The sequence below is a fragment of the Achromobacter sp. AONIH1 genome (assembly GCF_002902905.1).
GTDB lineage: Bacteria > Pseudomonadota > Gammaproteobacteria > Burkholderiales > Burkholderiaceae_B > Achromobacter.
The window spans coordinates 5,468,412-5,494,466 of the sequence record NZ_CP026124.1 but is presented as its reverse complement, the minus strand read 5'-3'; the positions used below and the strand labels follow the sequence as shown (position 1 = coordinate 5,494,466).

Below are 26,055 nucleotides of genomic sequence, written 5' to 3'. Positions count from 1 at the left end.
GATCGGGAAGAAACCTGGATAAGAAACGTGACACACGTTACTAATACCTCAGCGGCGCTTCCTGCGCTGTAATTCGGCATGTCACAGAACATACAGAATATTACGAAATCTGCTGCGACATCAGACAACCTGTGCAATTATTTCGCTCGTGATAATTGCTCCCGATGACAACTATTGAGATAAGGCGTATTAATTTTTCGGGCTCATGTGTCGTAGTAGGAGCAAGGCATGGCGCGATGCGGCGGCCGGTAACCGCTATCGCAGGACTGTCATGCATAAACGCGAGCAATCACCAGACAGCAGCAATCGAGGGAAACGGGGCGCGTTGCCCCCAGAAGTGTGGCGTTTTTTTGCGAAAATAATGCATAATTTAAAAAATGTTACAGACCTTGGGTTCAACTCCGGACCGCGACGCCAAGGGTTTCTAGATAGGGGGGCTCCGTGCGTGAGAGTTACCTGCTCGCACTGTGCCTGACGCTCGCGGGCGCACTTGCGGCGATATGTTTGCTTTTCGTGCGGAGGGAGCGCGTGCTGCGCCATCGCCTGACGCGCGACGAGGCGACCGGGGTCCTTAGCCAGCGGGAACTGCAGCGCCGCGCGCGCGCCTGGCTGGTCCAGGCCGAGGGCCATGCCCGCCGCGGCGCTTTTTTCCTGGTGCGTTTCGAGCAGTACGCCGAGATCAGCGCCATGCTGCGCGCGGGCGAGGACCAGGCCTTGCTGGCGCTGGTCGCGCAGCGCCTGAGCCTGGTCGCCCGGGCGCTGGGCGGCATCGTGGGCCGCTGCGGGCTGGACACGTTCACGGTCTGCGTCCCCGATGTGGACGAGCAGGGCGCCGCCCAGGTCTCCACCAAGCTGCTCGAGGACCTGGGCGCGTCCTACGAACTGGGCGGCCGTCCGCTGATCGCGGTGTTCCGCGTGGGCGCGGCGCTGTATCCCGAACATGGCCGCACGGTCGAGGAACTGCAGCGTTGCGTGCAGGTGTCCATGGTGCCGCTGAAGGAGCGCGAGGGCCCGGGCTGGAACATGTTCGATTTCCGCCTGCTGGCGCGGCAGCGGGACCGGCAGGGCCTGGAGAACGATCTGCGGCTGGCGCTCACCACGCGGAACATGGAGCAGTTCGAGCTGTACTACCAGCCCGTCTGCGACAGCGCCTCCGGCCTGGTCGAGGGATGCGAGGCGCTGCTGCGCTGGCATCATCCCGTGCTGGGCAGCGTCTCGCCGGCCGTGACCATCGAGCTGGCCGAGCGTAGCGGCCTGATCGTGCCGCTGGGCGCATGGATCCTGGAGCGGGCGTGTTCCCAGGCCACCCAGTGGCCGGCCGCCTGGCGCGTGCACGTGAATCTGTCGGTCAAGCAGATGAACGAGGACGGCCTGGTGCAGCTGGTGGCCGACGTGCTGGCCGAGACCAAGCTGGCGGCGCGCAAGCTGGTGCTGGAAGTCACCGAATCCATCTTCATCCTGCACTACGAACGGCACGTCAAGATCCTGAACACCCTGCGCGCCAAGGGCATCGGCGTGGCCCTGGACGACTTCGGCTGCGGCTATTCCAGCCTGAACCATCTGCGGCACCTGCCGATCGACTGGGTCAAGATCGACCGTAGCTTCATTTCCGCGCTGGAGTCCGACGCCGGCAGCAGGGAGGTCGTGTCGGCGCTGTTCGGCCTGTGCCAGGCCATGCACCTGCCGGTGGTGGCCGAGGGCGTGGAGACCGAAGGCCAGCGCGAGATCCTGAAGGCGCTGGGCTGCCGCGTCATGCAGGGATTCCTGCTTGGCCGGCCCGCGCCGGCGGCGGAAATCCAGGCTTTGGCCTCGGCGGTGTCATAATCTGGGTTGCGTGCAAACCCCGACCTCATTGGCTTCCTTATGTCCGGCAATACCCTCGGTACCCTTTTCACCGTCACGAATTTCGGCGAGTCCCACGGGCCGGCCATTGGTTGCGTTGTCGACGGCTGCCCCCCGGGCCTGGAACTGGACGCGGCCGACATCCAGCGCGAACTGGATCGCCGTCGTCCCGGCACCTCGCGCCATGTGACCCAGCGCCAGGAAGCGGATCAGGTCGAGATCCTGTCGGGCGTCTATGAAGGCGTCACCACCGGCACCCCCATCGGCCTGCTCATCCGCAACACCGACGCGCGCAGCAAGGATTACTCCAATATCGCCGACACCTTCCGCCCCGGCCACGCCGACTACGCCTACTGGCGCAAGTTCGGCGTGCGCGATCCGCGCGGCGGCGGGCGTTCGTCGGCGCGGCTGACGGCGCCCACGGTGGCGGCCGGCGCCATCGCCAAGAAATGGCTGGCCGAATGCCACGGCGTGCGCGTGCGCGGCTACATGAGCCAGCTCGGCCCGATTCCCATTCCTTTCGTCTCCTGGGACGAAGTGCCCAACAATCCGTTCTACGCGCCCAACGCCGACATCGTCCCCGAACTGGAAGCCTATATGGACCAGCTGCGCCGCGACGGCGATTCGGTCGGCGCGCGCATCGAGGTCGTGGCCGAGAACCTGCCCGCCGGCTGGGGCGAGCCGATCTATGACCGGCTCGATGCCGACATCGCCCACGTCATGATGGGCCTGAACGCGGTCAAGGGCGTGTCCATCGGCGCCGGCTTCGATTGCATCGCCCAGCGCGGCTCCGAGCATGGCGACGAGATCACGCCCGACGGCTTCCTGAGCAACAACGCCGGCGGCGTGCTGGGCGGCATTTCCACCGGCCAGCCGGTCACGGTGTCGCTGGCGATCAAGCCCACGTCCAGCATCCGCGTCGAGCGCCAGTCGGTCAATCGCGCCAACGAGCCCGTCATGGTGCAGACGCTGGGCCGCCACGATCCCTGCGTCGGCATCCGCGCCACGCCCATCGCCGAAGCCATGCTGGCCCTGGTGCTGATCGATCATGCGCTGCGTCACCGCGCGCAGTGCGCGGACGTTTCCGTCTGATAAGCTTGCCGTCCTGTCGCCATGATGGCGGATCTGAGGTCTTCATGAGTCGGATTTTCCCTGCCATGCGCGCCCTGGGGGCCGCCTTCGTCTTTGCCGTGCTTGCGGGTTGCACGGGCATGAACACCACGCAGTCGGGCGCCATTGGCGTCAACCGCACGCAATACATGTCCAGCATGGTGCCGGCTCAGGCGCTGGAGCAGGAGGCCGGCCAGCAGTACGGCGACATCCTGAAGCAGGCCAAGGCCAAGAACCTGCTGGACCGCGATCCCGCGCAAGTGGCGCGCGCCCGCACGATCTCGCAGCGGCTGATCGCGCAGGCCGGCGTGTTCCGGCCCGATGCGGCGAGCTGGAAATGGGAAGTGCACGTGCTGTCCAGCGACGAGGTCAACGCCTGGTGCATGCCGGGCGGCAAGATCGCCGTCTACACGGGACTGCTGAACAAGATCAAGCCCACCGATGACGAGCTGGCCGCCGTGCTGGGCCATGAGATTTCCCACGCCCTGCGCGAACATGCGCGCGAGCGCGTGTCGCAGCAGATGGTGACCAATCTGGGGCTGTCGGTGCTGTCCATCGCCACGGGGTCCAAGGAGGCCGGCGACCTGGGCGGCAAGCTGACCAGCGTGATGTTCACGCTGCCCAACAGCCGCACCCATGAAACCGAGGCCGACCGCATGGGCGTGGAGCTGGCCGCGCGCGCCGGCTACGATCCGCGCGCCGCCGTCACGCTGTGGCAGAAGATGGGCGCGGCGGACGGTGGCCAGGCGCCGCCCGAGTTCCTGTCCACCCACCCGTCGGCCGCCTCGCGCATCAGCGATCTGCAGGTGGCGTCGGAGCAGGTCCTGCCGCTGTACGAGCAGGCCAAAGGCAAGGGCCGCGCGGCCCGCTGAGGCGCGCCGCCGTCCGGCGCCGATGGCGCCGGCGTCGGATCGTGCAGGGCAATCCCGGGCGGCTACCGCGCCATCATGCCCAGCGCCTCGAGCAAGGGCAGCAGCGCCGCCCGCTCGGCCCGGTATTCCTCCTCGAAGGCTTGCGGCGTGTTGCCGATGGCCTCGAAGCCGATCGATACCAGGAATTCCCTCATGTCCGCGTCCTGCACGCTCACGCCGATGGCCTGCGCCATGCGCGCCAGCGCCGCGGGAGGCATGCGGGCGGGAGCGGCGATGCCGGCCCAGGTCGGGTTGCCGAAGACGAAATCGTCGTAGCCCGCTTGCGCGAAGGTGGGCACGCCGGGCAACAGCGCGGCCCGGCCGCCGCCGACCACGGCCAGCGGCTTGATCCTGCCCTGTTCGATCAGCGGCAGGGCCACCTGCGGCGACAGGAAGGTCATGTCCACTTCGTTCGCCAGTACGTCCTGCAATGCCGGCGGCGATCCGCGATAGGGCACCTCGGTCAAGGCCACGCCGGCCTTGCGCGCAAGGCTCTCCATCACCTGCGCGGGCATCGTGCCGGGTCCCCACGATCCGTAGGTGACGTTGGCCTTGCCCGGCTTGAGCAGGGCGACCAGCTCGGCGAGCGAGCCCGGCCCGAACTTCGGATTCGCCACCAGCACGGTCGGACTGGCGCCGATCTTGCTGATCAACGCGAAATCCGCCTGGGGATCGTAGGGCAGCGACTTCATCACCGCCAGCGCGGTGATGAAGGGCGAGTTGGTGGTGACCAGGAAGGTGTGCCCGTCCGTGGCGCGGGCGACTTCGGCGGCGGCCAGCACGCCGGCCGCGCCGGGCTTGTTCTCGACCACGACGGCCACGCCGAGCTGCCGGGACAGCGATTCCGCCAGCCGGCGCGAAATCACGTCCAGCGGCGCGCCAGGCGGCGAGGAGCAGATCAGCCGCAACGTGCGCGACGGAAAGGTCTCGCGCGCCGGCGCGGCGGTCGCGGACGCCGGCAGGGCGAGGGCGCCGGCCAGCGTACCAGCCAGGGCGCGGGCGAGGAATCTGCGGCGGGTATGCATGGGGCTTCTCCTTGGGTGACGAGAGGTCAGGCCTGGGCCGCGGCGCCGCTCGGCGCGTGGCGCGCCAGGAAGGCGTCCAGCGTCCGATTGAAGGCGGGCGCATCCTCGAAGTAGGTGGAGTGTCCGGTGTCGGGGAAGGTATGGGCGGTGGCGCCGGGGATCAGCGTGGCGACGTGCAGATGGCTTTCCCCGTTCAGGAAGTCGTCGTGCGAACCGCCGGCGACGAGTGTCGGCACGGCGTAGCCGGCGAAGTCCCGGGGATGCAGCCGGACGCGCTCGTCCATCATCGGCGTGGAGTCGAAGCCGGGGTTCAGCTGCTTGATCTGGCCGTACAGGAACATCAGCTCCGGGCGTTCCCGGGCAGTCTTGCGGTTCCAGCCCACGGCCGCGTCGCGTTCGGCGCCGGCCTCGTTGAAGATGCCGGTGGCGCGGCGCAGCGTGCGCCAGTTTTCCTCCGAATAGGCCGGCGTGGGCGAGCCATTGATGAACAGGCAGCTCACGCGTTCCGGGTGGCGCACGGCCAGCGGCAGGCCTGCCCAGGCGCCCAGCGACTGGCACACCAGCGCCGCGGACGCGACGCCCTCGGCATCCAGCACGGCCAGCAGGTCGTCGGGGAAGTCCGCCGGATGCGAGACCACGCCGGGCGCCAGCACCGAGCGGTGAAAGCCCCGCAGATCCATCGTGATGACGCGGTAGCGGTCGCGAAAGTGCATGACCTGCTGGTAGAAGGCCAGCGTGTTGCCGCCGCCGCCGTGGATGAAGACCAGGGGATGGCCCGAGCCATGCGTTTCATAGTAGAGCGTGGCGTCCTGGCGAGCGATCGTGGGCATGGCGATGTCTCCTTGAGGGTTGTTCTTGTGTATTGAGTGTTGGCGCATTGTTCGGCACGGCGCCGCGCCGCGCAAAACACAAATTGTTTGAGGCATGCGTTTTGCTTATCGCCTCCGGGACGCGCGCCAGGCGCGGGGCCTGTCCGCGGATTGCCGCGCCTGTGGCTTATTGCTATCGTTCGCGCGAACGCGGGCATTCCGGACGGAAGCCCCCGGACGCGGATATTCCATTACACGCGGGCATTCCTCTTGGGGCCGCCATGAAACTCAAGCAATTGCAGGCCCTGCGGGCGGTCGCCGAAACCGGCAGCCTGCAAGGCGCGGCCGGGCGTCTCTGCGTGACCCAGCCCGCCGTCAGCCGCGCGATCATCGATCTGGAGTCGGAACTTGGCGTTCCGCTGCTGACGCGGACGGCGCGCGGGGCATCGTTGACCGGGTTCGGCGCGTCCATCCTGAAATGGGCGCTGCTCATCGACCGCGAGGTAGGGCGCATCTACGACGCCGCCGATGCCGAGCGCGGCGCCGCCGGAGGCAGCCTGTGCATCGCGATCACGCCCGTGTCCGCCACCGAGGCCTTCCTCGACGCCGTGACCGCGTTCGCCGCCGAGCGGCCCGACGTGCGGCTCAGCATCCTGGAGCTGCGCCGCGCGCAGATCGTGGCCGGCCTCAAGGACGGCAGCCTGGATATCGCCCTGTATACGGAATACGGCCTGCTGGAGGACGCCGCGCCGCACTACCGGCTGGAATCGCTGTATGAGATCGGCTCGGCGCTGGCTGTCAGCGGCGGATATGCGGGTCCGCTGGATGTCAGCGCCGAAGACCTGCAGGCGCAGCGCTGGATGGTGCTGGATGCGGCCAGCGATGAATCAAGCCTGATGCGCGTGCTGTTTTCCAAGCACGGCCTGGCGCCGCCTGCGCGCGTGCTGCGCTGCTCGTCCGCCTATGTCTACGCCAATCTGGTCACGCGGATGGATGTGGTGTCGATCTGGAGCGATGCCGGCGCGAAAGTGTTGGCCGAGCGTCTGCGCAGCGGGGCGCTGCGCAGGCTGAACGTGGCCGGCGGCATGCCGCAAGGCGCGGTGTGCCTGGCTTACCCGGACGAGAACCTGATGACGCCGGCCGCGCGCGATTTCATCTCCTGGCTGCGCATGGCCTTGCGCAAGCCGGGTTCGAGCGCGGGCGTGACCGTGGGCATCGACTAGCGCGGAGCGCGGGCCGGCCCGGCGTGGACCGCCGTCAGGCGGCCATGACCCTCAGCCCTGCCGGCCCTGCGGCCTGACGCCGGGACCGCGCATCACGTTGATGCCCAGGCCGGCCAGGATGCGCTGGGTTTCCGCGTCGGGCACGTCTTCCGCATATACCGCGATGTTCAGGGCGCGCGCCGTCTGCAGTACCGAGGCCGTCAGCTGCTGGCTGCCCGGGCTTTGCGACATGCCGCCCACGAAGCCGCCGCCCAGCTTCACGTAGGACAGCGGCAGCGTATGCAGCTGCGCCACCGCGCCGAATTGCTGCGCCAGCCGGCGCACGCCGATATGCGCGCCAAATTCCGACACCACCCGCGCCAGCGTGGCGATCTGCTCGTGGCATTCGACCAGGCCGTGAGCATCGATTTCCAGGAACAGCCTGGGCGCCAGCGGGCGCTTCTCGGTCAGCAGCAGGGCCAGCTGGCGGAAGAATTTCTGGCCGCGCAACGAGGGCAGGGCGACGCGCACGGCCAGCTCGCCTTCGTTCGCGGCCAGCCATTGCAGGCCCAGCGCCACCGCCTGCAGGTCGCAGTCGGCCACCAGGTCCAGCCGCACCGCCGGCGGAATGAAGAGCGTGGCGGGGATGGGCATCTGGTCCGCGGCGGTGCGCAGCATCAGCATGGCCTCGGTCCGCACCAGGCTGCCGTTGGCGCTGGTCAGTGTCTCGGTGGCCAACTCGTAGCGGTTTTCCTCCAGCGCCGACTGGATGGCCTGCTTCCAAGCCTGTTCGCCGGCTTCCGACGGCGATTGGGTATCCGTGGCGCCCAGGATCACCACCTGGTCGTTGCCGGCGCTCTCGGCCCGCATCAGGCCGAAATCCAGGCGCGACAGCACCGGACCCGCCTGGCTGCCGGCGCTGTAGTCGGTCATGGCCTGGGCCCAGCGGCACAGATGGCCCTCGCCCACGGGGATGCGCGAGGCGTGCAGGTCGGTGCGCACGCGCTCGGCGATCATCATGGCTTGCGGCGCCGCGCAGCGGGGCAGCAGCAGGGCGAAGTCCGAACCGTTCAGGCGGGCCAGCAGCGCCGATCCCGCGTTCAGGCTGGCCAGCGAGGCCTGCACGCGCTCGCAGACCGCGCGCAGCCATTGGTCGATGAACTCGCGCGGCATGTGGCGGTTCAGATCTGCCAGGTCGCGCTGGCGCAGCACCAGGACATGGCCGCCGGTTTCGCCGCCGCGTCCGGAATCGGTCGGGGCGGACGCCTCCAGCGCGCGGCGGAATTCGTTGACGAAGTACTTGCGGTTGGGCAGGCCGGTGACCGGATCCTGGTTCAGTTCCAGCTTCAGCGACTCGATCTGGGCATTCTGTTCCTCGACGCTGGCGTAGACGCGCTCGCGCGTCTGGTTCAGCGCCTGCACCACGCCGGACAGTTCCGGCACGCGCGCCTCGACCTGCTGCGGCGGCGTGCTTTGGCCGATGCTGCGCACGTGCTCGCTGATCTCGCGCAGCAGGCGGTTCTTGATCCAGCGCACCAGCGCGAAGGCGAACAGGGCCCACAGCACGCCGGCGCCCACCACCAGCGCCACCATCTTCAGGCTGCTGCGCCACAAGGCTTCCCAGGCGTAGGCGTCGTTGGCGACCAGTGTCACCTCGCCGATCTGCCGCCAGCCGTCGCTGACCGCGTGGCTGGCCGTGCCCGAGGCCAGCGGCGCCAGCGTGCGGAACCAGCCCGGCACCGAGGCGGCCGTGGCGGTGGAGCGGCGCTCGATCAGCACCTTGCCTTCCGGATCGCTCAGGCGCACCAGCGAGAAATGGCCGCCGTCGAACAGCGCCGACACCAGCAATTCCTGCAACACCGGGTCATTGTTGGCCGGCTGCGACAGGGACAGCGCCAGCGACACCGAGGCGTCCGTGCTCTGCACCTGCAGCTGGCCGGACAGGTATTCGCGCGCGGCGTTGACGCTCAGCGCCAGGGTGCCGAGCAGGATCACGCCGATGGCGATGGTTACGCTGAGCAGAAGCTGTCGAAGTATGGACATGGTCTTATTTCCAGGCGTCAGGGGCGGATGCCTTCCCGTTCCATTCGTTGAAGAAGGTCGCGCCAGCGGCTGAGGCGGTCAACCGGCGCGGCGGGCTTGCCATCCACATAGACCCCGTCGGCGTTGAAGCTGAACACCGGCGTCAGGTCGCGGCGCTGCGTGGCGGGCAGGATCGTCGAGATCAGGCTGTCCAGCACCAGCGGTACTGCGTTGGGCGTTTCGTAGTAACCCAGCACCATGTGGGCGACCTGCGAGCTGCTGGCCGGGCCGCCGATGCGGGCGCGGACGTAGATGAAGCGCAGCTTGTTGGCCGGCACGCCCATGGCCAGCAAGGAGAAGTATTTGCCGATGACATAGTCCTCGCAGTCCCCGGCGCCCTTGCCCAGCGATTCCAGCGGCGTGGCCCAGTAGTCGGGCTGGCCCCAGATCACGGAGTCCTCTCCGGACATCACCGAACGGTTCCAGAAGTCGTTGACCAGCGTCAGCTTGTCGCGCTCGGCCGGCGGCAGCGGGCCGCGCAGCAATTGCAGCCAGCTGGCCACCGCCTTCGCGCCCTTGGGGCCATAGCGGCTGGCCGAGAGGCTTTGCAGCTTGTCGGCGTTGATCTCCAGGGCGAACGAGCCGCCCCAGATGCAGACCAGACAGAGCAAAGCCAATCGGCACAGGTTCAGCGCGACGCGGAAACGGCGGGTCGATGGCATGAAACGGATTTTCACATTTTTCGCGTTACTACTGGCGACATCCGTCGAAAAAATGCAGGGGGAGGGGAGGCCGAATCCGGCCAACCCCTCCCCCGGGTACTGCGTACTACGGTTTAGCTGTGGTCGACGTTCAGCTTGCCCTTCTGCAGCAGGTCATTGATGATGGCCTGGTTGTTGAGCTGGCCGCCTTGCGTCAGGTCGACGTTCTCCAGCACGATCTTCTGGTCGGCGCCCTGGGCAGCGAGCTGGCCCTTGGTGTTGACGTCGATGACCGTGTTGTTGCCTTCCTTGTGGAAGTTCAGGTACTGGGTCAGCGTGCTGTCCTTCTCGCCGACCAGCAGTTCCTTCAGATCCAGGATGTCGCCGCCATCGGTCGGCTTGGCGATCGAGAAGTCCTTGATCGTGTCCACCGCCGGCTTGGCCGTCGTGCCCTGGTCGTTCAGCTCCCACTTGAAGGTGTCGCTGCCGGCGCCGCCGACCAGCGTGTCGTCGCCCTTGCCGCCGACCAGCAGGTCGTTGCCGTTGCCGCCTTCCAGGTAGTCGTTGCCCGAACCGCCGTACAGCTTGTCGTCGCCGTCGCCGCCGTACAGCTTGTCGTCGCCCGCGCCGCCGTAGATGATGTCATTGCCATCATCGCCGTACAGGGTGTCGTTGCCGCCCTGGCCGTAGATGATGTCGTCGCCAGTGCCGCCGTGGATGATGTCATCCCCGCCGCGCGGGTCGTCGGGCAGATTGAAGTCGGCGTGGTGGTCCTTGATGTACTGGTACAGGTCGCCGTTGGTCGGCGCATGTCCGTCGCGCATCTCCAGGAACACCTGCAGCGCCTTCAGGCCCGAACCCGCCGCCAGATCGGCCGGACGGCCGCCCACGGAGGCCCAGTTCAGGACCGCGCCGTCAGTGTTGAGCGTATCGCCGAAGATGATGTCGTTGCCGGCGCCGCCGTTGATGATGTCGTTTCCGACAGCCGCCGGATCCGTGCTGGTCGAGCCGCCTTGCAGCGCGGCGGCGAGATCCTTGGCGGTGTTGACGATCTGGGGCTGACCGGTGGGGCCGGTGACAGTCTGGTAGCCTTCCCACCAATTCCCGGTCGGGAGCGAAACCGAGCCGGTCCCGGTGACATTGGTGTTGTCGAAGAACTTCAGGTAGCCCTCGTTGACGCCATTGCCGATACCGATGGCATGCACGGTGCTCTTGCCGCTCAGGCTCTTGAAGGCATTGATGGCATCCAGCATGTCGCGGTACTCGGTGGAATTGCCGCCGCCGTTGCTGCCGTTGTTGCTGAAGGTGGGGTCACCGTCGGTCAGGAAGTACGTGACATTCTCGAACGGCTTGCCGTTGGCCGAGGTGGGCTGTTTGTTGAACCAGCTGACCGTCGTCAGGAATGCGTCTTCGTAGTTGGTGCCGCCATTGGCGGACAGCTTTTCGATGGCCTTGATCAGGTCGCCGACGTTGTCCTTGGTCAGGCCGTTGATGCTGTACTTGCTGGAAGCCGACGACTCGAAGCCGATCAACGTCACGTTGACGATGCCGTCATGCTTGGACAGGGTGGTGGCCAGGTTCTTGAGCGCGTCGATGGTGAGCTGCATGCGGCTCAGGTTGTTCGTGCCGGAGGCATCCTTCATGCTGCCCGACGTATCGACGACGATTGCGATGTTGTAGTTCTTGCCCGGCTCGACTGTCGTGACCGTGCCGCCCTTGTCGCCAAGGATGACGTCGTCGCCGCTGCCGCCGTTGATCGGCGGATTGGTGCCGGTGCCGCTGCCTTCGTTGCCGCCCGAGATGAAGTTGTTGGTCTTGATGGCGAAGTTGTAGTCGCCCGACGTGTCCTTGCCGCCGTTGGCCGTGCCGCCGTCGTCGCGGACCTGGAAGCCGAACGAGGTGTCCTGGCCCGAGGTGGACGGCGTGTAGACCAGCTTGCCCGCGGCGATATCAGCGGCCGAGATCGCGGTGTTCGCCGTGACCGGCTGGCCGTTCAGCGTCAGCGTGCCGTCGGTCGGCAGGCGCGTGATGATCACGCTCTGCAGGTTGTTGCCTTCGGCGCCGTCGTTGAAGTTGAACTCGGCGATGTTGAACGTGTGGCTGGCGCCCACGTCCACGCTGGTGGCGTTGTCGGCGGCCACCGGCGCGTCGTTGGTGCCGACCACGTCGATCGTGATGGTCTGCTTGGCCGAGCCGTCGGTGGAGCTGACTTCGAAGTTCTCCTTGATCACATCGCCGGCCTTCAGGTTCTGCACCAGCGGCGAGTCGTTGTTCAGCTTGTAGGTCCAGTTGCCGTTGGCGTCGATCGAGAACGTGCCGTACTTGCCCTGGACATTGGTCTGGGCGATGACGCCGCTCTGGCCGGCGTCCGCATCGGTGACCGTCAGCTTGCCGGACGAGGTCTGCGTGAAGTCCTCGATCACCTTGCCGGTGCTCTGGCCGGTGATCTTGGCGATGTCGTTGGTGCCGGTGATTTCGACGGAGATGGTCTTGGTGTTGATGCCGCCATTGCCGTCGCTGACGGTCACGGTGATCTTGTCGGTGACCTTCTGGCCTTCAGTCAGGCCCTGGACGTTGGAGCTGTTGTTGTCCAGTACATAGGTCCACTTGCCATTGGCGTCGATGGTGAAAGTGCCATACACACCCTTGCCATCGCCACCCAGGGTCCAGGTGTGCTTGTCGTTGACGTCGACGTCGGTCTTGGTCAACTGGCCGGACGTGGTCAGCGTGCCGTCTTCCTTGACGGCGCCGGTGAGCACGCCGCCCATGACCGGAGCGTCGTTGGTGCCGTTGATGGTGATGACGACCTGGCCCTTGGTGCCGTCGGCGGTGGTGACGGTGAAGGTCTCGACCAGTTTCTCGCCGACGCCCAGGGCTTGCACCTTGGGATCGGTGTTGTTGAGGTCGTACTTCCAGTTGCCGTCCTTGTCGATCGAGAACGTGCCGTGCTCGCCCTTGACGTTGGTCTGGGCGTTGAACACGGCTTCGCCGGCGTCCTTGTCGGTGACGTTGAGCTTGCCGCCGGTGGTGAGCGTATCGTCTTCCTTGACCGTGCCCGCGCCGTTGCCGGTGATGACGGCGCCGTCGCTGGTGCCATTGACCGTGATGGTGATGGTCTGAGTGGCCGTGCCGCCGTGGCCGTCGTCGACGGTCACGGTGATCTTGTCGGTGGCGGTCTCGCCCTGCTTGAGGGCCTGAACCTTGTCGCTGTCGTTGTTCAGCGTGTAGGTCCAGTTGCCCTTGTTGTCGACGGTCAGCGTGCCGTACTCGCCCTTGCCGCCGTTGCCCAGCGTCCAGGTGTGTTTGTCGTTGACGTCGACATCGGTCAGGTCGAGCTTGCCGGTGGCGGTGGTGGTGCCGTCCTCGGTCACCGCGCCGTCGGTCTTGCCGGTCAGCTTGGGATCGTCATTGGTGCCGTCGATGGTGACGGTGATGACGCTCTTGGTGCCGTCGGCGGTGGTGACGGTGAAGGTCTCGACCAGTTTCTCGCCGACGCCCAGGGCTTGCACCTTGGGATCGGTGTTGTTGAGGTCGTACTTCCAGTTGCCGTCCTTGTCGATCGAGAACGTGCCGTGCTCGCCCTTGACGTTGGTCTGGGCGTTGAACACGGCTTCGCCGGCGTCCTTGTCGGTGACGTTGAGCTTGCCGCCGGTGGTGAGCGTATCGTCTTCCTTGACCGTGCCCGCGCCGTTGCCGGTGATGACGGCGCCGTCGCTGGTGCCATTGACCGTGATGGTGATGGTCTGAGTGGCCGTGCCGCCGTGGCCGTCGTCGACGGTCACGGTGATCTTGTCGGTGGCGGTCTCGCCCTGCTTGAGGGCCTGAACCTTGTCGCTGTCGTTGTTCAGCGTGTAGGTCCAGTTGCCCTTGTTGTCGACGGTCAGCGTGCCGTACTCGCCCTTGCCGCCGTTGCCCAGCGTCCAGGTGTGTTTGTCGTTGACGTCGACATCGGTCAGGTCGAGCTTGCCGGTGGCGGTGGTGGTGCCGTCCTCGGTCACCGCGCCGTCGGTCTTGCCGGTCAGCTTGGGATCGTCATTGGTGCCGTCGATGGTGACGGTGATGACGCTCTTGGTGCCGTCGGCGGTGGTGACGGTGAAGGTCTCGACCAGTTTCTCGCCGACGCCCAGGGCTTGCACCTTGGGATCGGTGTTGTTGAGGTCGTACTTCCAGTTGCCGTCCTTGTCGATCGAGAACGTGCCGTGCTCGCCCTTGACGTTGGTCTGGGCGTTGAACACGGCTTCGCCGGCGTCCTTGTCGGTGACGTTGAGCTTGCCGCCGGTGGTGAGCGTATCGTCTTCCTTGACCGTGCCCGCGCCGTTGCCGGTGATGACGGCGCCGTCGCTGGTGCCATTGACCGTGATGGTGATGGTCTGAGTGGCCGTGCCGCCGTGGCCGTCGTCGACGGTCACGGTGATCTTGTCGGTGGCGGTCTCGCCCTGCTTGAGGGCCTGAACCTTGTCGCTGTCGTTGTTCAGCGTGTAGGTCCAGTTGCCCTTGTTGTCGACGGTCAGCGTGCCGTACTCGCCCTTGCCGCCGTTGCCCAGCGTCCAGGTGTGTTTGTCGTTGACGTCGACATCGGTCAGGTCGAGCTTGCCGGTGGCAGTGGTGGTGCCGTCCTCGGTCACCGCGCCGTCGGTCTTGCCGGTCAGCTTGGGATCGTCATTGGTGCCGTCGATGGTGACGGTGATGACGCTCTTAGTGCCGTCGGCGGTGGTGACGGTGAAGGTCTCGACCAGTTTCTCGCCGACGCCCAGGGCTTGCACCTTGGGATCGGTGTTGTTGAGGTCGTACTTCCAGTTGCCGTCCTTGTCGATCGAGAACGTGCCGTGCTCGCCCTTGACGTTGGTCTGGGCGTTGAACACGGCTTCGCCGGCGTCCTTGTCGGTGACGTTGAGCTTGCCGCCGGTGGTGAGCGTATCGTCTTCCTTGACCGTGCCCGCGCCGTTGCCGGTGATGACGGCGCCGTCGCTGGTGCCATTGACCGTGATGGTGATGGTCTGAGTGGCCGTGCCGCCGTGGCCGTCGTCGACGGTCACGGTGATCTTGTCGGTGGCGGTCTCGCCCTGCTTGAGGGCCTGAACCTTGTCGCTGTCGTTGTTCAGCGTGTAGGTCCAGTTGCCCTTGTTGTCGACGGTCAGCGTGCCGTACTCGCCCTTGCCGCCGTTGCCCAGCGTCCAGGTGTGTTTGTCGTTGACGTCGACATCGGTCAGGTCGAGCTTGCCGGTGGCGGTGGTGGTGCCGTCCTCGGTCACCGCGCCGTCGGTCTTGCCGGTCAGCTTGGGATCGTCATTGGTGCCGTCGATGGTGACGGTGATGACGCTCTTGGTGCCGTCGGCGGTGGTGACGGTGAAGGTCTCGACCAGTTTCTCGCCGACGCCCAGGGCTTGCACCTTGGGATCGGTGTTGTTGAGGTCGTACTTCCAGTTGCCGTCCTTGTCGATCGAGAACGTGCCGTGCTCGCCCTTGACGTTGGTCTGGGCGTTGAACACGGCTTCGCCGGCGTCCTTGTCGGTGACGTTGAGCTTGCCGCCGGTGGTGAGCGTATCGTCTTCCTTGACCGTGCCCGCGCCGTTGCCGGTGATGACGGCGCCGTCGCTGGTGCCATTGACCGTGATGGTGATGGTCTGAGTGGCCGTGCCGCCGTGGCCGTCGTCGACGGTCACGGTGATCTTGTCGGTGGCGGTCTCGCCCTGCTTGAGGGCCTGAACCTTGTCGCTGTCGTTGTTCAGCGTGTAGGTCCAGTTGCCCTTGTTGTCGACGGTCAGCGTGCCGTACTCGCCCTTGCCGCCGTTGCCCAGCGTCCAGGTGTGTTTGTCGTTGACGTCGACATCGGTCAGGTCGAGCTTGCCGGTGGCGGTGGTGGTGCCGTCCTCGGTCACCGCGCCGTCGGTCTTGCCGGTCAGCTTGGGATCGTCATTGGTGCCGTCGATGGTGACGGTGATGACGCTCTTGGTGCCGTCGGCGGTGGTGACGGTGAAGGTCTCGACCAGTTTCTCGCCGACGCCCAGGGCTTGCACCTTGGGATCGGTGTTGTTGAGGTCGTACTTCCAGTTGCCGTCCTTGTCGATCGAGAACGTGCCGTGCTCGCCCTTGACGTTGGTCTGGGCGTTGAACACGGCTTCGCCGGCGTCCTTGTCGGTGACGTTGAGCTTGCCGCCGGTGGTGAGCGTATCGTCTTCCTTGACCGTGCCCGCGCCGTTGCCGGTGATGACGGCGCCGTCGCTGGTGCCATTGACCGTGATGGTGATGGTCTGAGTGGCCGTGCCGCCGTGGCCGTCGTCGACGGTCACGGTGATCTTGTCGGTGGCGGTCTCGCCCTGCTTGAGGGCCTGAACCTTGTCGCTGTCGTTGTTCAGCGTGTAGGTCCAGTTGCCCTTGTTGTCGACGGTCAGCGTGCCGTACTCGCCCTTGCCGCCGTTGCCCAGCGTCCAGGTGTGTTTGTCGTTGACGTCGACATCGGTCAGGTCGAGCTTGCCGGTGGCAGTGGTGGTGCCGTCCTCGGTCACCGCGCCGTCGGTCTTGCCGGTCAGCTTGGGATCGTCATTGGTGCCGTCGATGGTGACGGTGATGACGCTCTTAGTGCCGTCGGCGGTGGTGACGGTGAAGGTCTCGACCAGTTTCTCGCCGACGCCCAGGGCTTGCACCTTGGGATCGGTGTTGTTGAGGTCGTACTTCCAGTTGCCGTCCTTGTCGATCGAGAACGTGCCGTGCTCGCCCTTGACGTTGGTCTGGGCGTTGAACACGGCTTCGCCGGCGTCCTTGTCGGTGACGTTGAGCTTGCCGCCGGTGGTGAGCGTATCGTCTTCCTTGACCGTGCCCGCGCCGTTGCCGGTGATGACGGCGCCGTCGCTGGTGCCATTGACCGTGATGGTGATGGTCTGAGTGGCCGTGCCGCCGTGGCCGTCGTCGACGGTCACGGTGATCTTGTCGGTGGCGGTCTCGCCCTGCTTGAGGGCCTGAACCTTGTCGCTGTCGTTGTTCAGCGTGTAGGTCCAGTTGCCCTTGTTGTCGACGGTCAGCGTGCCGTACTCGCCCTTGCCGCCGTTGCCCAGCGTCCAGGTGTGTTTGTCGTTGACGTCGACATCGGTCAGGTCGAGCTTGCCGGTGGCGGTGGTGGTGCCGTCCTCGGTCACCGCGCCGTCGGTCTTGCCGGTCAGCTTGGGATCGTCATTGGTGCCGTCGATGGTGACGGTGATGACGCTCTTGGTGCCGTCGGCGGTGGTGACGGTGAAGGTCTCGACCAGTTTCTCGCCGACGCCCAGGGCTTGCACCTTGGGATCGGTGTTGTTGAGGTCGTACTTCCAGTTGCCGTCCTTGTCGATCGAGAACGTGCCGTGCTCGCCCTTGACGTTGGTCTGGGCGTTGAACACGGCTTCGCCGGCGTCCTTGTCGGTGACGTTGAGCTTGCCGCCGGTGGTGAGCGTATCGTCTTCCTTGACCGTGCCCGCGCCGTTGCCGGTGATGACGGCGCCGTCGCTGGTGCCATTGACCGTGATGGTGATGGTCTGAGTGGCCGTGCCGCCGTGGCCGTCGTCGACGGTCACGGTGATCTTGTCGGTGGCGGTCTCGCCCTGCTTGAGGGCCTGAACCTTGTCGCTGTCGTTGTTCAGCGTGTAGGTCCAGTTGCCCTTGTTGTCGACGGTCAGCGTGCCGTACTCGCCCTTGCCGCCGTTGCCCAGCGTCCAGGTGTGTTTGTCGTTGACGTCGACATCGGTCAGGTCGAGCTTGCCGGTGGCAGTGGTGGTGCCGTCCTCGGTCACCGCGCCGTCGGTCTTGCCGGTCAGCTTGGGATCGTCATTGGTGCCGTCGATGGTGACGGTGATGACGCTCTTGGTGCCGTCGGCGGTGGTGACGGTGAAGGTCTCGACCAGTTTCTCGCCGACGCCCAGGGCTTGCACCTTGGGATCGGTGTTGTTGAGGTCGTACTTCCAGTTGCCGTCCTTGTCGATCGAGAACGTGCCGTGCTCGCCCTTGACGTTGGTCTGGGCGTTGAACACGGCTTCGCCGGCGTCCTTGTCGGTGACGTTGAGCTTGCCGCCGGTGGTGAGCGTATCGTCTTCCTTGACCGTGCCCGCGCCGTTGCCGGTGATGACGGCGCCGTCGCTGGTGCCATTGACCGTGATGGTGATGGTCTGAGTGGCCGTGCCGCCGTGGCCGTCGTCGACGGTCACGGTGATCTTGTCGGTGGCGGTCTCGCCCTGCTTGAGGGCCTGAACCTTGTCGCTGTCGTTGTTCAGCGTGTAGGTCCAGTTGCCCTTGTTGTCGACGGTCAGCGTGCCGTACTCGCCCTTGCCGCCGTTGCCCAGCGTCCAGGTGTGTTTGTCGTTGACGTCGACATCGGTCAGGTCGAGCTTGCCGGTGGCGGTGGTGGTGCCGTCCTCGGTCACCGCGCCGTCGGTCTTGCCGGTCAGCTTGGGATCGTCATTGGTGCCGTCGATGGTGACGGTGATGACGCTCTTGGTGCCGTCGGCGGTGGTGACGGTGAAGGTCTCGACCAGCTTCTCGCCGACGCCCAGGGCTTGCACCTTGGGATCGGTGTTGTTGAGGTCGTACTTCCAGTTGCCGTCCTTGTCGATCGAGAACGTGCCGTGCTCGCCCTTGACGTTGGTCTGGGCGTTGAACACGGCTTCGCCGGCGTCCTTGTCGGTGACGTTGAGCTTGCCGCCGGTGGTGAGCGTATCGTCTTCCTTGACCGTGCCCGCGCCGTTGCCGGTGATGACGGCGCCGTCGCTGGTGCCATTGACCGTGATGGTGATGGTCTGAGTGGCCGTGCCGCCGTGGCCGTCGTCGACGGTCACGGTGATCTTGTCGGTGGCGGTCTCGCCCTGCTTGAGGGCCTGAACCTTGTCGCTGTCGTTGTTCAGCGTGTAGGTCCAGTTGCCCTTGTTGTCGACGGTCAGCGTGCCGTACTCGCCCTTGCCGCCGTTGCCCAGCGTCCAGGTGTGTTTGTCGTTGACGTCGACATCGGTCAGGTCGAGCTTGCCGGTGGCAGTGGTGGTGCCGTCCTCGGTCACCGCGCCGTCGGTCTTGCCGGTCAGCTTGGGATCGTCATTGGTGCCGTCGATGGTGACGGTGATGACGCTCTTGGTGCCGTCGGCGGTGGTGACGGTGAAGGTCTCGACCAGCTTCTCGCCGACGCCCAGGGCTTGCACCTTGGGATCGGTGTTGTTGAGGTCGTACTTCCAGTTGCCGTCCTTGTCGATCGAGAACGTGCCGTGCTCGCCCTTGACGTTGGTCTGGGCGTTGAACACGGCTTCGCCGGCGTCCTTGTCGGTGACGTTGAGCTTGCCGCCGGTGGTGAGCGTATCGTCTTCCTTGACCGTGCCCGCGCCGTTGCCGGTGATGACGGCGCCGTCATTGACGCCGACCACGGTCACTTCCACGGTGGCCGTCGAGGTGGCGCCGCTGGGGTCGGTGACGACGTAGGAAATCGTGGTGGTGGCGGTCTGGCCTTCGGGCAGGTGCTGGAAGCTGGTGCCCGGCACGAACACGTAGCTGCCGTCCGGCTGCACGATGAAGGTGCCGCCATTCGAGCCGGTGACCGCGACGCCGCCCGGGGTCATGGGGCGGCCGTTGATCGAGACGATGCTCAGCGGATCGCCATCGGGGTCGCTGTCGTTGGCCAGCAGGTTGCCGCGGATGGTGGTCTTTTCGTCGCCGCGGGCCGTGTCGTTGACGGCGATGGGCGCGTTGTTGGTGTTGCCGGCGCCGCCAGCGCCGCCGCCACCGCTACCGCCGAGCAGGTTCAGCGTGTCCAGGCCGCGGTTCGGATTCGGATAGGCCAGATCCAGCGGGGACGTGGTTTCAAGGATGCGGGCCAGGCGCACGAAACTGCCGCCGCCATCATCGCCAGGACCGCCGCTGACCACGGCGGCGGTCGGATCCAGGACTTCAAACGGGTCCTGGCCGGATTGCAGGGCCGCCAGCAGGCGCTCGGAATCGGTGCCCTTGGGCGGGGTGACGGCGGCTTCGGTCGGATCGGGCAGCGCCCCCGATACGTCCCCATTCATGGCGACCTGACGGCCTTCGCCGATCACGATGGGCATGCCGTTTTCCACTTGCAGGGCGACGGTGGCGCCCGAGGCGGTGACGACGTCGCTGCCGGCGGGGACCTTGCTGCCTTGATGCAGCTCGGTCAGCGAGCCGTCGCTATTGCGAATCCAGGCGCGGCCGGTGAGTTCGGTGACGACGGCGGGAGAGGAGTTGGCCATGATGGGTTCCGTTGAGGGATTGATCCAAGATGGCCAGATACTAGAGGAGGCCCGCAGGCCGGGGTATTGTCCTTGAGGACAATTCAGGAGGGGATTTTGCTGCGGGATTCGCTAGGCGAGGAGATGCCGTGCACCAGCAGCGCCAGCTGCAGGCGGTCGGACACGCCCAGTTTCTCGAAAACCGCCGACAGATGGGCCTTGACGGTGCGTTCGGTGATGCCCAGCGCCTCGGCGATCTGGGCATTGGCCCAGCCGCCGGCCGCGTAACGGGCGGCGGTGGTCTCGCGCTCGGTCAGCAGGCCGCCATCCCAGTCGCCGGCGTCCTGGCCTTTCTCGGCCACCAGGCGCAGCAGGCGGCTGACCAGGGAACGGCCCATCCAGATGCCGCCCGTGGAGATGACCTCCAGGGCCTGTGCCAGCGCCTGCGGCGGGGCGTAGCTGTGGCAGTAGCCTTGGGCGCCCGCGGCCAGGACCTGGGTGCCCTGTTCGTCGTGGGGGCTGGCGCTGGCGACCAACAGGCTGAGGCCGGCCAGGGTCTGCGCCCAGGCGGCGTCCTGCCAGGACGGCAGCCGCGGCAGGTCGGCGTCCAGCACGGCCAGGGAACGGCCCTGGTCGCGCCAGCGCTGCAGGTCGGCCAGCCCGCGCCCGCGGGCAACCAGCCAGCGCTCGGGATCGAGCTCTCGCCAGCGCTGCCACAACAGATCGTCGTGCGTAATCAACAAGACGGGAACGGATTTCATAAAGCCTTCTCGCTCTCCTCTAATCAAGTAAGGGGGGTCAACGCTCGGTAAAGGCGTTGGCCTTGGCGCGCAGGACCGGCTTGAGCAGGTACTGCAGCACGGTGCGCTTGCCAGTCAGGATGTGAACCTCGGCCACCATCCCGGGGATGATGGGCAGGTTCTTGTCCCCCACGGTGCTGCGATCGGTGCGGACCCGCACCACGTAGTACGAATTGCCTTTCTCGTCCGTCACCGTGTCGGCGCCGATCTGCTCGACCTTGCCTTCCAGCCCGCCATAGATGGCGAAGTCGTAGGCGGTGAATTTCACCTCGGCCTTCTGGTCGGCATGCAGGAAACCGATGTCGCGCGGCAGGATGCGCACTTCCAGCAGCAGCGTGTCGTCCTTGGGCACGATCTCGATGATGTCCTTGCCCGGCTGCACCACGCCGCCGACCGTGTTGTTGAACAGGGTCTTGACGGTGCCGCGCACCGGCGCGCGCACCTCGGCCAGCTTGACCCGGTCGGCCAGCGCCAGCTTGCCCTCGCGCAGCGTGGACAGCTTGGTGTTGGTCTCCGACAGCTCGTTGCGGGCCTGGTTGCGGATATTCAGCTCCGATTCCTCGAGCTTGCTCTGGGCTTCCTTGATGGAGGCCTGGATACGGTCGATCTGGGCCTCGGCGCCTTTCTGTTCGCCGCAGTAGCGAGCCACGTCGCGCTGCAGGCGCAGCAGGTCCACCTCGGACACGGCGCCGCTCTTGAGCAGCGGACGGGTCACCTGCAGCTCGCGCGAGGTCAGGCCGCAGCTGGCCGAGGCCTGGTCGCGCTTGGCAATGGTTTCGCGCAGTTCTTCCTGGCGTTGCTTGAGTTGCTCGCGGGCGACGTTGACGGTGGCGTTCAGCTCGCTGGTGCGCGCCTGCCAGGCGTTGCGCTCCATTTCGATCAGGTTGGGCGCCTGCTTGAGCACTTCCTCGGGCGCGACGAAGGGCTCGCCGGTCGCCAGCGCCTTCAGGCGCGCCGACTTGGCCAGCAGCGACAGGTACTCGGCGTTGTTCTCGCCCAGCGAGGAGGCGAAGCGGGTGGAGTCGATCTTGAGCAGGATCTGGCCGGCCTCGACCTCCTGGCCGGGTTTCACCAGGATTTCCTCGACGATGCCGCCGTCCAGGCTCTGGATGATCTGCACCTGGCGCGAGGGCACGACCTTGCCTTCGCCGCGCACGACTTCGTCGATGCTGCCGAAGCCTGCCCACAGCAACAGCAGGGCAACGGCCAGCAGGCTGGTCCACAGCAGCACGCGGGCGCCGCGCGCCTGCGATTCGTGGATGACCCATTCGGCGTTGCCGACGTAGTCGTTGCGCTGCTGCGGCTTGCCCTTTTCGGCGCCGTCGAGCAGGCGGTCGAAGCCGTACACGAAGACGTTGCGCAGCCTGAGCCAGAGCCGCGTCAGCAGGCCCGGCCGGGCGGCGGGTTTTTGGGTGGCGATGTTCTCCATGAGTCCCTCAGCTTCCGCGTCCGACGCGTCCTTGACGCAGGGCTTCGATGACTTGCTCCTTGGGGCCGTCGGCCATGATCTGGCCGTTGTCGATCACGATGAGGCGGTCGACCAGCTCGAGCAGGGCGGTGCGGTGGGTGACCAGCATGATGGTCTTGCTGGCGCTGACCTCGCCCAGGCGCTTGCGCAGCTGCGCCTCGCTCTGGTGGTCCATGTTGCTGCTGGGCTCATCGAGCAGCAGGATGGGCGGGTCGTTGATCAGCGCGCGGGCCACGGCCACCGACTGGCGCTGGCCGCCGGACAGGGACTCGCCGCGCTCGCCGATCAGCATGTCGAAGCCATTGGGATGCAGGTTGGCGAACTCGGACACGCCGGCCAGGTTGGCCGCGGCCAGGATGCTGGCGTCGTCCGCATAGGGCGCGCCCATGGCCAGGTTGTGCTTGAGGCTGCCATAGAACAGCAGCGGATCCTGCGGCACGTGGCCGATGGCGCGGCGCACGTCGGCCGGATCGATCTGGCGCACGTCCACGCCGTCCAGCAGCACGGCGCCCTCGGTGGGCTTGTACAGCGCCAGGGCCAGCTTTTCCAGCGTGGTCTTGCCCGAGCCGATGCGGCCGATGATGCCGACCTTTTCGCCCGGCTTGATCTTGAACGACACCTTTTTCAGCGCCGGCTGCGAGCTGCCGGGGTAGGCGAAGGTGACGTCGCGGAATTCCAGCGCGCCATGGAAGACCGGGCGGTGCAGGAACTCGGCCTCGGCGGGGCGTTCGATCGGCAGCTTCATATAGTTGTCGATCGAGGCCAGCGAGGTGCGCGCGTTCTGGTACTGCATCAGCAGCCCGGCGACCTGGCCCAGCGGCGCCAGGCAGCGGCCTGCGATCATGGACGCGGCGATGATGCCGCCCATGGAGATCGCGGATTCCTGGGCCTGGTACACGCCGATCACCACCACGGAGATCGACACCAGCTGTTGCACCGCCGCCACGAAACCCACCGTGGACGAGGAGATCAGCTTGAGCTTGCCGCCGGTCTGGGCGATGAACTCGGTGGCGCGTTCCCAGTTGCGCTGGATCGCGCCCTGCGCGTTCAGCGTCTTGACCGCTTCCAGGCCGGTCAGCGCCTCGACCAGGGTGGCGTTGCGCTGCGACGAAGCCTGGAACGAGGCCATGGTCAGCGCTTCCATGCGGGCCTGGGCGGCCAGCGACACCAGCAGGATCAGCACGATGGCGACCAGCGGCGGCAGCACCATCCACGGCGAGATCCAGACCAGCGCCAGCAGGAACAGCAGGATGAAGGGCAGGTCCACCAAGGTGGTGATGGTGGCCGAGGCGATGAAGTCGCGGATGGACTCGAACGAGCGCAGATTGGCCGCGAAAGAGCCTACCGACACCGGCCGGCCCTCCATGCGCAGATCCAGCACGCGCTCCATGATCTGCGCCGACAGGCGCACGTCCACGCGCTTGCTGGCGCTGTCCACCACGTGCGAGCGCGCGGTGCTCAGGATCATGTTGAAGACGACCACCAGGGTGATGCCCAGGGCCAGCACCCAGAGCGTTTCGACGGCGTTGTTGGGCACCACGCGGTCATAGACGTTCATGGTGAACAGCGGCATCGCCATGGCGAAGATGTTGATCAGCAGCGCGGCGATCAGCGCATCGCGGTACAGCCGCCGGTTTTCCATGATGGCGGCCCAGAACCAGTGGCGTTCGCGCACCTTGGCCACTTCGGGCGCGCGGGCGTCGAAGCGGAACTGCGGCCGCACGAAGCACACCAGGCCGGTGTATTGCAGGGCCAGTTCCTCGGGGCTCATCTCCACCGAGCTGCCGCCAAGTTCGGGATGGCTGACCAGGTACTGGCCGCCTTCCTTCTTGAGCAGCAGGCAGGCGCGCTCGCCCTGCAGCAGCAGGATGGCGGGCAGCAGGTCCTGGGGGATCTCGTCCAGCGCGCGCTTGACCACCCGCGCGGACAGCTGCGCGCGCGCGGCGGCGCGCGGCAGCAGGGCCGGGGTCAGGCGGTGGGCTTCCAGCGGCAGGCCGGCGGACAAGGCCTGGGCCGTGGTGGCGACGCCATGCAGCCGGGTGACTTCCACCAGGCAGTCCAGCAGCGGATCATCGTGGGCGGCGCGGGCGTCGGCGCGCCATTCACGGGAGGCCTTCTCAGATAACTTGTCCATCTTCGTCATCCAGCAGGTCCAGATGCTCCGCGAGACGCGCGCGATGCTGCTTGCGCTGCGTCAATTTTTGTTGTGCCTGCACAGGCAAATCGGTCAGGCGCAAGGTGCCATTGGCGATCAAAGCGTCGATCAGGTCTTCCAGAACGCGGACGAAGTCCGCGTCCAGTTGTGAGAAACCGTTGTTCTCAGTGGCCATGTGGCCTCCCTTGCCCAGGCCGGAATCACGGCCTGGCTTGCGGCGCGCGCCGGGCGCCGTCGGCGCCGGAAGCGTTGACCGGCACCAACGTCGGCGGCAGCGTGCCTTCGTTGTATTGCACGCGCACGGGAGCCAGGCGGGTAGCGTCGGGAACCGTCGAATTGCACTGCTTGATCACTTCGTCGGACACCACCAGCTTGCCGTTTTCCTCGGGCATCTCGTTGCGCGCGGGCTGCAGCGACAGCGCCGGCAGCAGCGCGTGCGAGAGCGCCAGCCAGCGGTACTGCGCAAGCTTGAGGTCATATTGCGCATTGGTCAATGCGCGGCGCGATTCGAACAGCTCGTTTTCGGTGTTCAGCAGGTCCAGCAGGGTGCGCTGACCGATCTGGAATTGCTGGCGATAGGCGTCGCGGACCTTGGCGGTGGCGACTTCGTGGTCACGCAGGAACGGCATGCGCTGGTTCAGGCTGGTGATGTTGTTCCAGGCCACGGCCAGGTCCTGCTGCACGTTGCGGCAGGTGTAGTCGCGGATGTCGCGGGCGGCATAGGACTGCGCGGACGTCTGGCGCACGCGGGCCGAGTCGGCGCCGCCGCGATACAGGTTATAGGACATCATCAGCTGGACGCTGGTGCTGTTGATGCGGCGGTTTTCCGGGGTCGGATCGTTCTGGTTGCGGCCGGTGGAGGCCACGAACTCGAACTTCGGCGAAAACGCGCCCTTGGCCGAGGCGATGCCGGCTTCGGCGGCCTGCAGGCCAGCCTGCTTGGACAGGAAGCTGGGGTTGCGGCGCAGCGAGTCGTTGAAGTCGCCAGGCTTGGCGGGCAGCTTGGCGTCGACGTCGGGCACCGGCTGCAGCGTTTCGGGGGGCAGGGCGCCGGTCACGCGCTGGAAGCGCTGCTGCACGTCCAGCAGGTTGGCGGTTTCCGTCATGAGGTTGGTCTGCGCCAGGGCCAGGCGGCCGCCGGCCTGTTCCAGATCCACGCGGCGGCCCACGCCCGATTCGGCGCGCTGGCCGATCTGCTTGAGCGTTTCTTCGTGCAGCGAATAGTTCTGGCGCGCCAGCAGCTCCATGTCGCGGTAGCGCTGCAGGTCGATATAGGCCTGGGTGGCGGCCAGCGCGGTGGCGTCGCTGGTGGCCAGCACGTCATAGAAGCGGGCCAGCTTGTCGAAACCGGCCTGCTTGACGTCATTGCTGGTGCGGAAGCCGTCGAAAATCAGCTGGCGCAGTTCCAGGTTGTAGCCCGGGCGGCTCCATTGCTGGGAACCCACGCCCGGTACGTTGTTGCGGTATTCGCGGCCCACGTAGCCCTGCGCGTTGACCTGCGGGAAGAACGCGGCGCGCGCCACCGACTGGCCTTCGAGCGAAGACTGGAAGTCGTGGTACTTGGCCTGGATTTCCGGGTTGCTGAGCAGGGTCTGTTCGATGACCTGATTCAGGGTGGTGCCTTCAGCCGCGGCGGGGTCTGCGCCGGTGGCGGGTTGCGCGAATGCTGCGGGAGCGAACGCGAGAGCGATGACGAGAGTCGTGCGCTTGAGCAAGAACGTAGCCATGATGATTATTCGCGAGTCGAGTTGGGTTTAGATGGCCGACATAATGTATGTAAATGTCAAAAGAGACGATTAAAGATTTGTTAATTCGTAAAC

The 26,055-nt window shown here is 66.1% G+C and carries 14 protein-coding genes; 4 read left to right on the top strand and 10 right to left on the bottom strand.

Going from position 1 to position 26,055, the window contains the following annotated elements; translation table 11 throughout:
• The first annotated feature begins 441 nt into the window (after nucleotides 1-441).
• The 3 genes from C2U31_RS25055 to C2U31_RS25045 all read left to right on the top strand — a co-directional run bounded on the left by C2U31_RS25055 (nucleotide 442) and on the right by C2U31_RS25045 (nucleotide 3,824).
• Nucleotides 442-1,824, top strand: a complete 1,383-nt coding sequence (locus tag C2U31_RS25055; RefSeq protein ID WP_103275279.1) for a bifunctional diguanylate cyclase/phosphodiesterase — start codon at nucleotides 442-444, stop codon at nucleotides 1,822-1,824.
• 39 nt (nucleotides 1,825-1,863) lie between these two features.
• Nucleotides 1,864-2,934 (top strand): chorismate synthase, encoded by a 1,071-nt coding sequence (aroC, locus tag C2U31_RS25050; RefSeq protein ID WP_103275278.1) that lies wholly within the window; start codon nucleotides 1,864-1,866, stop codon nucleotides 2,932-2,934.
• Between the two features lie 65 nt (nucleotides 2,935-2,999).
• Nucleotides 3,000-3,824: a M48 family metallopeptidase gene (locus tag C2U31_RS25045; protein WP_233772494.1), complete on the top strand. Its 825-nt coding sequence runs from the start codon at nucleotides 3,000-3,002 to the stop codon at nucleotides 3,822-3,824.
• A gap of 62 nt (nucleotides 3,825-3,886) precedes the next feature.
• On the opposite strand, the gene C2U31_RS25040 is transcribed toward C2U31_RS25045, so the two are convergent.
• The gene (locus tag C2U31_RS25040; protein ID WP_103275276.1) at nucleotides 3,887-4,888 is read right to left on the bottom strand and encodes a tripartite tricarboxylate transporter substrate binding protein; all 1,002 of its coding nucleotides are present in this window, start codon (nucleotides 4,886-4,888) and stop codon (nucleotides 3,887-3,889) included.
• Nucleotides 4,889-4,914: 26 nt separating this feature from the next.
• Nucleotides 4,915-5,718 carry an alpha/beta fold hydrolase gene (locus C2U31_RS25035; protein WP_103275275.1) on the bottom strand — a complete coding sequence of 268 codons (804 nt, stop codon included), beginning with the start codon at nucleotides 5,716-5,718 and terminating at the stop codon, nucleotides 4,915-4,917.
• A gap of 260 nt (nucleotides 5,719-5,978) precedes the next feature.
• Between C2U31_RS25035 and C2U31_RS25030 the strand changes: the two genes are divergently transcribed.
• On the top strand, nucleotides 5,979-6,920 hold the full coding sequence (locus tag C2U31_RS25030) for a LysR family transcriptional regulator (protein ID WP_103275274.1): 942 nt from the start codon (nucleotides 5,979-5,981) through the stop codon (nucleotides 6,918-6,920).
• A gap of 51 nt (nucleotides 6,921-6,971) precedes the next feature.
• Here the strand turns inward: C2U31_RS25030 and C2U31_RS25025 are convergent, their stop codons facing one another.
• The 8 genes from C2U31_RS25025 to C2U31_RS24990 all read right to left on the bottom strand — a co-directional run bounded on the left by C2U31_RS25025 (nucleotide 6,972) and on the right by C2U31_RS24990 (nucleotide 25,962).
• Complete coding sequence (locus C2U31_RS25025) at nucleotides 6,972-8,942, bottom strand: LapD/MoxY N-terminal periplasmic domain-containing protein (RefSeq protein ID WP_103275273.1); 1,971 nt, start codon at nucleotides 8,940-8,942, stop codon at nucleotides 6,972-6,974.
• A gap of 17 nt (nucleotides 8,943-8,959) precedes the next feature.
• A complete protein-coding gene (locus tag C2U31_RS25020) occupies nucleotides 8,960-9,643 on the bottom strand; it encodes a transglutaminase-like cysteine peptidase (protein ID WP_199770887.1) in 684 nt (227 codons plus the stop codon).
• 113 nt (nucleotides 9,644-9,756) lie between these two features.
• A complete protein-coding gene (locus C2U31_RS31035) occupies nucleotides 9,757-19,833 on the bottom strand; it encodes a retention module-containing protein (protein ID WP_103275271.1) in 10,077 nt (3,358 codons plus the stop codon).
• Nucleotides 19,834-19,916: 83 nt separating this feature from the next.
• A complete protein-coding gene (locus tag C2U31_RS25010; RefSeq protein ID WP_103275270.1) occupies nucleotides 19,917-20,573 on the bottom strand; it encodes a response regulator transcription factor in 657 nt (218 codons plus the stop codon).
• 37 nt (nucleotides 20,574-20,610) lie between these two features.
• Nucleotides 20,611-22,041: an HlyD family type I secretion periplasmic adaptor subunit gene (locus tag C2U31_RS25005; protein ID WP_103275269.1), complete on the bottom strand. Its 1,431-nt coding sequence runs from the start codon at nucleotides 22,039-22,041 to the stop codon at nucleotides 20,611-20,613.
• 7 nt (nucleotides 22,042-22,048) lie between these two features.
• Complete coding sequence (locus C2U31_RS25000) at nucleotides 22,049-24,214, bottom strand: type I secretion system permease/ATPase (RefSeq protein WP_369869703.1); 2,166 nt, start codon at nucleotides 24,212-24,214, stop codon at nucleotides 22,049-22,051.
• Entirely contained in the window at nucleotides 24,198-24,410 is a 213-nt protein-coding gene (locus tag C2U31_RS24995; protein ID WP_103275267.1) for a hypothetical protein, read from the bottom strand. Before C2U31_RS24995 ends, C2U31_RS25000 begins: the two co-directional genes overlap by 17 nt.
• A 25-nt stretch (nucleotides 24,411-24,435) precedes the next feature.
• Nucleotides 24,436-25,962, bottom strand: coding sequence for a TolC family outer membrane protein (locus C2U31_RS24990; RefSeq protein ID WP_103275266.1), 1,527 nt, complete (start codon nucleotides 25,960-25,962; stop codon nucleotides 24,436-24,438).
• Nucleotides 25,963-26,055 lie beyond the last annotated feature (93 nt).